Raw genomic sequence first — 7,147 nt, 5'->3', positions numbered from 1 at the left:
CCGGCGATAGGGCCGCGAAGCGGCCCCTGCGATCTACAGCCTTACATCGAGCCCAGGTTCAAAGCCTGTGCACACGCCTGCAGCGACCGACGCTCGCTCTGCGCATACAACGCCAGCTCATCCTGCACCTGCAGCCCAAGCGCTGCTTCAAATGCATCGCGGTTGGCGTTGCTGCCGTACTCGGCCTGCGCATCGTCACCGAGGTTGGACTGGAAGATCCCCGCCGCGCTCACCGGCAGGAAGTCCTCGTACACCAACGCCTCGAAGTGCACATGGCCAGCCTCGATCAGCCCTTCCAATGTGGTTGGGCGGCCGTCCTGGTCGCGCGCAGCCAAGCCTTTCTCGGTGGCGAAGTAGCGGAAGTAGGCCAGCCCCTGTTCACGCATCTGTGCCAGGTCATCCGGGAATTCGGCAAAGGTGTCCTTCAGCAACGCCATGTAGCGTTCGGCATTGGCCTCGGCCGGGGCGCCACCCAGGGCGGCGCGGGTGGCGTCGAGCAGCTTGTCGTACAGCTGGCGACCTTTCGGCGTCAGCGCCGCGCCGCGTTGCTCGATTTCGCCGAAGCGTGCGGTATGGCTGCCTTCGCAGCCCTGCTGGTCGCTGAACGCTACCTTTTCCTGCAGGGCCTTGAAGCTGGTCTGGCGCAACAGGATCGGGTGACGACGGGTGGGCGGGCCTTCGACCACGGCCTTTGGCGGGATGCCCTTGGCCGGCATGCCGAGCTGGATTGCATCGATGTCCAGGGTGCGCGGGGTCAGGTGGTTGATGTGCGGGCCCTTGAAGGCCACCACATCGGCGATCAGGCGGTGCTGGTCGTGCAACTGCTGGTACTGCTCGGCAGTGACGGTAGCGTCATGGTGCCAGCGGAACGTGTGCAGCGCTTCATGCACGAACGCATCGGCATCGGCGGCGTTCAGGCCACCATCGCGCTCGCATTGGGCGATCAGCTCGAGGGCGCGGGTGGTGAAGATCTGGCGCTTGGCCAGGATGCTTTCTGCCAGCTCGCGCAGTTGCGGGTTGTCGATCAGTTCCAGGCGCAGCAGCGAGGTGAACACGCGGAACGGGCTGACGTGCAGCGACTGCTCGTGCACCGCGCGGAAGGCGGTGGAATGCACCGGCACACCGGCGGAACTGAGGTCGTAGTAGCCGACCGGCTGCATGCCCATGACCGCGAACAACCGGGCGATGGTGGCCAGCTCTGCGGCGGTGCCGACACGGATGGCACCGTGGCGCTCCTGATCCAGGCGCTCGATTTCGCCGGTCCAGCGCAGGGCCTCGGCAACCTCGGGTTGCTGGGCCATGACCTGCTGGTTGATTTCGCTCACCAGCTCCAGCAGCGTGCCGTAAAGGGGCACTTCCTGTTTGTACATGAGCGACATGGCGGCAGAGAACTGCGCGCGGATGCTGTCGGGGCTGACGAAATCGTGGGCGGGCATCGCTAGCTTCCTGGTTGGGTTCGGACGCTTACATGAAAGCTGGGAATGCACTTTGCTCACAAGCGAAAAAAAGTGAGTGTGTCATTCCTTTTTTGATCGACCTCAAGGGCCCTTTCGCGGGTACCTCACAGGGCCCAGGCCTTGCGCGATACCTGTGGGAGTGGGTTCACCCGCGAAGAGGCCCTCAAGCCTGAAGCTGCTCACGAATCCATTCCACCAACGCCCTGACCTTGGGCACTTCCGCCGCATGCTCGGCATACGCCAGGTAATGCGCCCCGGCACTGCGCATCGCATGGTTCCACGGCACCACCAAACTGCCCTCGGCCAGCTCTTTCGCCGCCAGGTAGCGCGGCACCAACGCCACCCCGCACCCGGCCTGCGCTGCGCTCAAGGCCATGTAGAAGGTATCGAAGCGCGGCCCGTGATAGGCGCTGACGCTCTGCAATCCCAACTCCAGGAACCACTCGTGCCAGGCCTCGGGCCGCGAGGTGCTTTGCAGCAGCACCAGGTCCGCCAGCTCCCCGGCATCATTCAGGTCACGCCCGGCCAGCAACTCCGGCGCGCACACCGGCACCACCTCCTCACCGAACAGCTCCACGCAGGTGGCCCCCGGCCAGGTGCCCTGGCCATAGAAGAACACCACGTCCGCCGAGCCCTGCAGCAGCGCGAATGGCTCCATCTCGTTGCGGATGTCCAGGTGGATGTTGCTGTGGCGCTTGCCAAAGCCCTTGAGGTGCGGGATCAACCAGCGCACACCAAAACTCGGCTGAGTGGCTACCTTCAATATCTCGGTCTGTTCGCCGTAGGTGAGCACGTAGCGGCTGGACATATCCACCTGGGTGAGGATCTTGTTGACCTCGGCCAGGTACAAGCTGCCCGCGGGCGTCAGCTGCAGGCGGCGGCGGATACGCAGGAACAGGTGGTGGCGCAGCATGTCTTCAAGCTGCGCCACCTGCTTGCTGACCGCGCTCTGGGTCAGGTGCAGCTCTTCGGCGGCACGGGTAAAGCTCAAATGGCGGGCTGCAGCTTCGAAGCACTGCAGGGCGGTCATGGAGGGCACCAGGCGTTTGGACATAGCGGTCTCTGCGGCTCAAATCATTACCTGACGGAATGATATGCGGAATAAAGGTCGTTTGTTGCACCGGTGTGATCGGATTAATACTGATCCACATCATTTTTCCACCCCATCACCCGATGTAGGAGATGCACAAATGGTTGCTGGACTGCTCGAGCGCCTTGGCGTTGCTGCCGAGGCTTACACCCAGGGCGACTACCCTGTTCACACGCCGATCGACGGCAGCCAGATCGCCTCGGTGAAACTGCTCGGCAAGGCCGAGACCATCGCCCGCATCGATCAGGCCCAGAGCGCCTTCGAAGCCTGGCGCAGCGTGCCGGCCCCGCGCCGCGGCGAGCTGGTGCGCCTGTTCGGCGAAGTGCTGCGTGAGCACAAGGCCGACCTCGGCGAGCTGGTTTCGATCGAAGCCGGCAAGATCACCCAGGAAGGCCTGGGCGAAGTGCAGGAAATGATCGACATCTGCGACTTCGCCGTTGGCCTGTCGCGCCAGCTGTACGGCCTGACCATCGCTTCCGAACGCCCTGGCCACCACATGCGTGAAACTTGGCACCCGCTGGGCGTGGTTGGCGTTATCAGCGCCTTCAACTTCCCGGTCGCAGTCTGGGCCTGGAACACCGCCCTGGCCCTGGTCGCCGGTAACTCGGTGGTATGGAAACCGTCCGAGAAGACCCCGCTGACCGCCCTGGCCTGCCAGGCGCTGTTCGAAAAAGCCCTGAAAGCCTTTGGTGATGCCCCGGCTGGCCTGGCACAACTGGTGATCGGCGGCCGTGAAGCCGGCGAAGCCATGGTCGACGACCCGCGCGTACCGCTGGTCAGCGCCACGGGCAGCACCCGCATGGGTCGCGAAGTCGGCCCACGTGTGGCTGCCCGCTTCGGCCGCAGCATCCTCGAGCTGGGTGGTAACAACGCCATGATCCTGGCCCCGAGCGCCGACCTCGACCTGGCCGTGCGTGGCATCCTGTTCTCCGCAGTCGGCACCGCCGGCCAGCGTTGCACCACCCTGCGCCGCCTGATCGTGCACCGTTCGATCAAGGACGAAGTGGTTGCCCGCGTCAAAGCCGCCTACGGCAAGGTGCGCATCGGTGACCCACGCAAGGACAACCTGGTGGGCCCGCTGATCGACAAGCAGTCGTTCGATGCCATGCAGGGCGCGCTGGCCAAGGCCCGCGACGAAGGTGGCCAGGTATTTGGTGGCGAGCGTCAGCTGGCCGACCAGTACCCGAACGCCTACTACGTATCGCCTGCCATCGCCGAAATGCCGGCGCAGAGCGACGTGGTGCGCCACGAAACCTTCGCCCCGATCCTGTACGTGCTGGCCTACGACGACTTCGAAGAGGCCCTGCGCCTGAACAACGAAGTGCCACAAGGTCTGTCGTCGTGCATCTTCACCACCGACATCCGTGAAGCCGAACGCTTCCAGAGCGCCTCGGGCAGCGACTGTGGCATCGCCAACGTCAACATCGGCACCAGCGGCGCCGAGATCGGCGGTGCGTTCGGTGGCGAGAAGGAAACTGGCGGTGGCCGTGAGTCCGGTTCGGATGCCTGGAAAGGCTACATGCGTCGCCAGACCAACACCGTGAACTACTCACGCGAGCTGCCGCTGGCGCAGGGTATCGTGTTCGACTGATCGGCTGATGCTGCATGGCCGGGGGCCTGGCCCCCGGTTCGCGGGTAAACCCGCTCCCACAGGTACAACACAGTTTTCGAAACCTGTGATGCACCTGTGGGAGCTGGCTTGCCGGCGATGGGCTGCAAAGCAGCCCCAACAAGAACAAATTGCTGGAGCCGGGCCATGTCCGAACTGCGTCAAGAATGCTTGTGGGAATTCGTCAGCAAACCGACCGTCGCCGCCCAGGCTCTGGCCGGTGAGCACAAGGCCGATGTCTGCGTGATCGGTGGCGGCATTACCGGCCTGTCGGCGGCCATCCACCTGCTCGAACAGGGCAAGTCGGTAATCCTGCTGGAGGCCTGGAAGATCGGTCACGGTGGCTCCGGGCGCAACGTCGGCCTGGTCAACGCCGGCACCTGGATCCGCCCCGACGATGTCGAGGCCACCCTCGGCCTGCAGCAGGGCAGCCGCCTGAACAAGGTGCTCGGCGAAGCCCCGGCCGAAGTGTTCGCCATGATCGAACGCCTTGGCATCGACTGCCAGGCCCAGCACAAAGGCACGCTGCACATGGCGCACAACGCCACCGGTATCGCCGACCTCGAGGCCCGCCACGAACAATGGCGCCGCCGTGGTGCCGATGTGGAACTGCTGACCGGCGGCAAGTGCCAGGAATACTGCGGCACCGACAAGATTTCCGCCGCGCTGCTCGACCGCCGCGCAGGCACCATCAACCCCATGGGTTACACCCAGGGCCTGGCCGCAGCGGTGGCACGCCTGGGTGGCAAGCTGTTCCAGCAGTCTTCGGTCGAAGGCCTGGAGCGTGACGGCGATGCCTGGCGGGTGAAGACCGCTCGCGGTTCGGTGCGCGCCGACAAGGTGGTGATTTCCACCGGCGCCTATACCGAAGGCGACTGGAGCAACCTGCAGAAGCAGTTTTTCCGTGGTTATTACTACCAGGTGGCGTCCAAGCCGTTACAGGGCGCTGCAGCCGACAAGGTGCTGCCACATGGCCAAGGCTCGTGGGACACCCGCACCGTGCTCAGCAGCATCCGCCGCGACGACCAGGGTCGCCTGCTGCTAGGCAGCCTGGGCCGAGTCGACAACAAGCCGGCGTGGTTCGTGCGCAGCTGGGCCGACCGCATCCAGAGCCACTATTACCCGGAGCTGGGCAAGGTCGAGTGGGAAATGCACTGGACCGGCTGCATCGACTTCACCCCCGATCATCTCATGCGCCTTTTCGAGCCGGCGCCGGGGCTGGTGGCGGTGACCGGGTACAACGGGCGGGGCAATACCACCGGGACCGTGATTGGCCGGGCGTTTGCCGAGTTTCTGCTGAAGGGGGAGGCGGGCAGCCTGCCGATTCCGTTTTCGCCGATGAAGGGCGTGAGTGCGCCCTCGCTGCGGACGGCGTTCTATGAGTCCGGGTTCTCGCTGTACCACGCGGGGCAATGCCTAAGGGTTGTGTTGTAAGTACCGGCCCGATCGCCGGCAAGCCAGCTCCCACATTGACCGCATCGTCCTTAAGGCCTGTGCAGTATCTGTGGGAGCCGGCTCGCCGGCGATAGGGTCGGCACAGGCTTACTTGTGCAACCAGCTGAGAAAGCCGCCTTTCTTGATCGAAACCGGCTTCTGCAGCAACAACGACTCCCGGTTCTGCCGCCGAAATCGCTGCAACTTGCTCAACGCCGTCTGCACATCGCCGCGTTGCACCAGGCAGCTCTTCACCTGTTCCTTGTCGATCCGGTACAGCACGCAACTGGTCAGCGTGCGGAACTCGGCCAGCGAGTCCTCTTCATCGACGATCCCTTCGATCCCCAGTACCTCGCCCGGCCCCATGCGCCCGGCCTCCACCAGCTTGTCGCCATCGCGGATCGACGCCGAAACCACTCCGCTGCCAATCACCAGCAAATGATCGGAATGCTCGCCCACGCCCAGGATCACCTGGTCGGCCAGGTATTCCACCGCCGTCATGCGCTGGCTCAGCGCATCGCGCTCTTCCGCGCTCAGCGAGCGGAACACCCGCACCTCGTCCAGCACCTCGCGCTGGCGGCTGCGTGGTGGCGTGGCCAGGTCAGCATTCCACATCACCCCGCTGGCCTCCAGGTGCCGGTGAGCCAGGTCGAACAGCTGGTTGCGCGCGTCGCCCTTGGCGCCTGCATCGGCCACGAAGCCGCTGGCTTCGTACTCCACTGATTCCAGCGTCGAGGCTTTCACCGTCACCTTTGGTTTTGGGGTTGCAAGAATGGCACTGACGCCTTGCAAGGCTTTTTCCAGCGCATCGAACACCCGTTTGGGCCGCACCTTGGCCGGCACCACCACGCTGATCGACACCCCATGCACATCGGCCGGGCGGCTGTGGTTGAGCAGTCGGGCCTTGGCCGCCACCGAGTTGGGGATTACCGCCAGGCTGCCGGTGCTGGTGAGCAGGCGGGTGGCACGCCAGTCGATTTCCAGCACCTTGCCTTCGGTGTTGTCGATGGAGATCGAGTCGCCAATCTGATACGGCCGCGTGGTGTTCAGGATGATGCCACTGAACACGTCGGCCAGCGTGCTTTGCAGCGCCAGGCCGATGACGATGGCCATGACCCCCGACGTAGCCAGCAGGCCCTTTACCGGCAACTGCAACACATAGCCTGCGGCAGCGACCACGGCAGCCAGGAAGATCAGCGCCCCCAGCACATCCTGCAGCAAACGCCCGCCGTGGCTGCCACGGGCACCCAGCAACAGGCCGAACACCACCGTCACCGTGCGCGCACCGAACAGCCACCAGCCGATCGCCAGTACTGTGGCGATCAGGTTGCGCGAAACATCATCCGGCCAGGGTGGCGGTTGCATCGGGCTCATGCCGGCAGCCACCAGCACCGAGCTGAACAGCAGGAACAGCACCAGCCGCGCACCGATGCGCCAGGCCCGGTGCTGGAGAGGGATCAGTTGCCAGAGCACGAGGTCGAGCAGGATCAGGGCGGTGCCGAGCAACAACGGGTATGACTGGATGAACGCCAGCATGGTGGTCTCGGGTGAGGGGAG

5 protein-coding genes are annotated in these 7,147 nt (G+C 64.6%); 2 read left to right on the top strand and 3 right to left on the bottom strand.

Annotated features, from left to right (window positions below; translation table 11 throughout):
- Window positions 1–41 precede the first annotated feature (41 nt).
- Both hglS and ACK1U9_RS23885 read right to left on the bottom strand, forming a co-directional pair.
- Window positions 42–1,436 carry a 2-oxoadipate dioxygenase/decarboxylase HglS gene (gene hglS, locus ACK1U9_RS23890; protein ID WP_449110224.1) on the bottom strand — a complete coding sequence of 465 codons (1,395 nt, stop codon included), beginning with the start codon at window positions 1,434–1,436 and terminating at the stop codon, window positions 42–44.
- A 184-nt stretch (window positions 1,437–1,620) separates the two neighbouring features.
- Window positions 1,621–2,511 carry a transcriptional regulator GcvA gene (locus ACK1U9_RS23885; protein WP_435780079.1) on the bottom strand — a complete coding sequence of 297 codons (891 nt, stop codon included), beginning with the start codon at window positions 2,509–2,511 and terminating at the stop codon, window positions 1,621–1,623.
- A 136-nt stretch (window positions 2,512–2,647) separates the two neighbouring features.
- Here ACK1U9_RS23885 and amaB point away from each other — a divergent pair, with 136 nt between their 5' ends.
- Together amaB and amaA are read left to right on the top strand one after the other, a co-directional pair.
- Complete coding sequence (gene amaB, locus ACK1U9_RS23880; protein WP_003253547.1) at window positions 2,648–4,138, top strand: L-piperidine-6-carboxylate dehydrogenase; 1,491 nt, start codon at window positions 2,648–2,650, stop codon at window positions 4,136–4,138.
- Window positions 4,139–4,303: 165 nt separating this feature from the next.
- Complete coding sequence (gene amaA, locus ACK1U9_RS23875) at window positions 4,304–5,590, top strand: L-pipecolate oxidase (protein WP_085601134.1); 1,287 nt, start codon at window positions 4,304–4,306, stop codon at window positions 5,588–5,590.
- A 108-nt stretch (window positions 5,591–5,698) separates the two neighbouring features.
- On the opposite strand, the gene ACK1U9_RS23870 is transcribed toward amaA, so the two are convergent.
- Complete coding sequence (locus ACK1U9_RS23870; RefSeq protein WP_046613673.1) at window positions 5,699–7,126, bottom strand: mechanosensitive ion channel family protein; 1,428 nt, start codon at window positions 7,124–7,126, stop codon at window positions 5,699–5,701.
- Between the last annotated feature and the right edge of the window lie 21 nt (window positions 7,127–7,147).

The organism is Pseudomonas sp. XP1 (assembly GCF_053557675.1).
The sequence above is the reverse complement of the archived record's forward strand: the minus strand, read 5'-3'. Positions and strand labels throughout refer to the sequence as shown.

Coding starts and splice junctions, on each gene's coding strand:
- hglS (WP_449110224.1), bottom strand. CDS start 1,436: ATGCCCGCCCACGATTTCGTCAGCCCCGACAGCATCCGCGCGCAGTTC.
- ACK1U9_RS23885 (WP_435780079.1), bottom strand. CDS start 2,511: ATGTCCAAACGCCTGGTGCCCTCCATGACCGCCCTGCAGTGCTTCGAA.
- amaB (WP_003253547.1), top strand. CDS start 2,648: ATGGTTGCTGGACTGCTCGAGCGCCTTGGCGTTGCTGCCGAGGCTTAC.
- amaA (WP_085601134.1), top strand. CDS start 4,304: ATGTCCGAACTGCGTCAAGAATGCTTGTGGGAATTCGTCAGCAAACCG.
- ACK1U9_RS23870 (WP_046613673.1), bottom strand. CDS start 7,126: ATGCTGGCGTTCATCCAGTCATACCCGTTGTTGCTCGGCACCGCCCTG.